This window comes from Micromonospora tarensis, assembly GCF_016803395.1.
Lineage (GTDB): Bacteria > Actinomycetota > Actinomycetes > Mycobacteriales > Micromonosporaceae > Micromonospora > Micromonospora tarensis.
The window spans coordinates 1-1953 of the sequence record NZ_JAEVHL010000467.1 but is presented as its reverse complement, the minus strand read 5'-3'; the positions used below and the strand labels follow the sequence as shown (position 1 = coordinate 1953).

The window sequence follows — 1953 nt, the reverse complement described above, 5'->3', positions numbered from 1 at the left end:
GGTGGGGTGGGGTCGGGGTCGGGCGGTGGGGTCGGGTTCGATCCGCCGCCGCCGATCTGCACGTCGATGCAGGAGTAGAAGGCGTTCGCGGTGTCCGAGATGTTCCACACCGCGAGGATCTTCTGCCGGCCGGAGAAGCCGCCGAGGTTCACGGTGTGCGACACCGTGGCGCCCGGCTGCTGGCCGTTGCCGTTGACCACGCCGACCCGGGTGTTGCCGATCCAGTACTCCCAGTTGCTGGTGGCGTGCCGGGCGGTGTTCACCCAGGTGAAGGTGAGTGAACTGCCCACCGAGGTGGCCGGCCAGCCCCGGCTGTCGTCGTTGAGGACGGCGAACTGGGAGATGCCGGCGTTGCAGCTGCGGAGGCCCTTGGGCCCCTCGACGCTCTGCGGCTCGTACTTGATCTGCCCGCAGTCGGGCACCCGGCCCTGGGCGCAGAGCGCCTGCCGGCTCGGCGGGGCGGAGACGTAGCCGTGCGCCTGCGCGGGGGCGGCGACGGTGAGGGTGGCGGCGACGGCACCCGCCGCCACCAGCGGGACTGTGATTCTTCGACGCATCGGGGCAGCTCCTTCTCCAGGTCCGGTGAGGTGCCCCCAAGGTAATTTAAACTTTGTTAACAGTAAAGACTTTCATCGATAAATACATCGATGGTGGCAACTTTTCTGGTCAGAGTCGCAGCAGGCTGCCCCGGCCGTCGACCTCGTCGGCCGACTCGTCGTCCAGCCAGACCCCACCGCTGCCGAGATAGCGGAACCGGTGCTCCCCGGGCGGCAGCTTCACGGTCACCGTCCGGGTGCCGTCGCGGCGGGCCACCAACTCGTGCCGGCCCGGCTGCCAGTCGTTGAAGGAGCCGACCACACTCACCGGCCCGGGCGGGACATCACGGGGCAGACAGAAGGTGACCCGGGTCTGGTTGCCGAAGAGCCGACTGCGCTTGATCACGGTGATCCTCCCGGGGTTGCGGCGGTTCACCTGGCACAACGGGCGACACTCCGATGCCGACACGCCGCGGGGATGCCCGTTCCGCCCCGCCGCCACCGCGACCTGAGCAATTATGTAAGCGATTGTCACAATAAAGGAGATTTTCGATGGCAACCTGCGAGGTCTGCGGCAACGACTACTGGATGGCGTTCGAGGTGCACACCGTCAGCGGCGACGTGCACACCTTCGACTCGTTCGAGTGCGCGATCCACCGGATGGCGCCGATCTGCGAGCACTGCCAGGTCAAGATCGTCGGGCATGGCGTCGAGGTCAACGGCCGCTTCTTCTGCTGCGCGCACTGCGCCCGCGCGGTCGAGGGGGCCGAGGGCGCCGAGATCCGCGACGCCGTCGGCGCCCGCCCGGCCTGACCCTGCGGTACGGTCGTCGCCATGCGGCCACTGCTGGGCGTCCTGCCCCCGCCGCGCTCCTGAGCGGAGCGCCGCGCCCCGCGCCGACCGGGTGAGCTGACCCGCTCGGCCCCTCGCCGTACGCGCTCCGTCGACGTCGTCCCCGTCAACGGCTCACCCCTCGGAGCGCATCCGTGTCCATTTCTCGCACCGCGCGTCCGGCCGCCCCGGCGCCGGCCGTCAACCGGGCCCGCACCGGCCTGATCCAGATCACCGTCACCGGCGTGCTGTGGGGCACCACAGGCGTGGCGGTGCAGCTGCTGCGCGAGAGCACCGGGCTCAGCCCGGTCAGCATCGGCTTCCACCGCCTCGCCATCGCCGCGCTCGTCCTGCTGGCGTGCACCGCCGGCCGACCGCGCACCCTGCTCGCCGCCCTGCGCGCGGCACCCGTACCGCTGCTGCTCACCGGCGTCGGCCTCGGCCTCTACCAGGCGCTCTACTTCGTCGCCGTGGCCTGGGCCGGCGTCACCGCCGGCCGACCGCGCACCCTGCTCGCCGCCCTGCGCGCGGCACCCGTACCGCTGCTGCTCACCGGCGTCGGCCTCGGCCTCTACCAGGCGCTCTA

Annotated in this window: 3 protein-coding genes and 1 pseudogene; 2 read left to right on the top strand and 2 right to left on the bottom strand. The window is 70.7% G+C overall.

Annotated elements, in window-relative coordinates; all coding sequences use genetic code 11:
* Positions 1 to 557: lytic polysaccharide monooxygenase auxiliary activity family 9 protein (locus JM949_RS35580; RefSeq protein ID WP_203152426.1), on the bottom strand; the 557-nt coding region annotated here is incomplete at its 3' end.
* A gap of 109 nt (positions 558 to 666) precedes the next feature.
* Entirely contained in the window at positions 667 to 942 is a 276-nt protein-coding gene (locus tag JM949_RS35575; RefSeq protein ID WP_203152425.1) for an isoamylase early set domain-containing protein, read from the bottom strand.
* 146 nt (positions 943 to 1088) lie between these two features.
* On the opposite strand from JM949_RS35575, the gene JM949_RS35570 reads away from it, so the two are divergent.
* Complete coding sequence (locus tag JM949_RS35570; RefSeq protein ID WP_203152424.1) at positions 1089 to 1349, top strand: Prokaryotic metallothionein; 261 nt, start codon at positions 1089 to 1091, stop codon at positions 1347 to 1349.
* A gap of 173 nt (positions 1350 to 1522) precedes the next feature.
* Positions 1523 to 1953, top strand: a pseudogene (locus JM949_RS35565) (EamA family transporter); the annotation flags it as partial.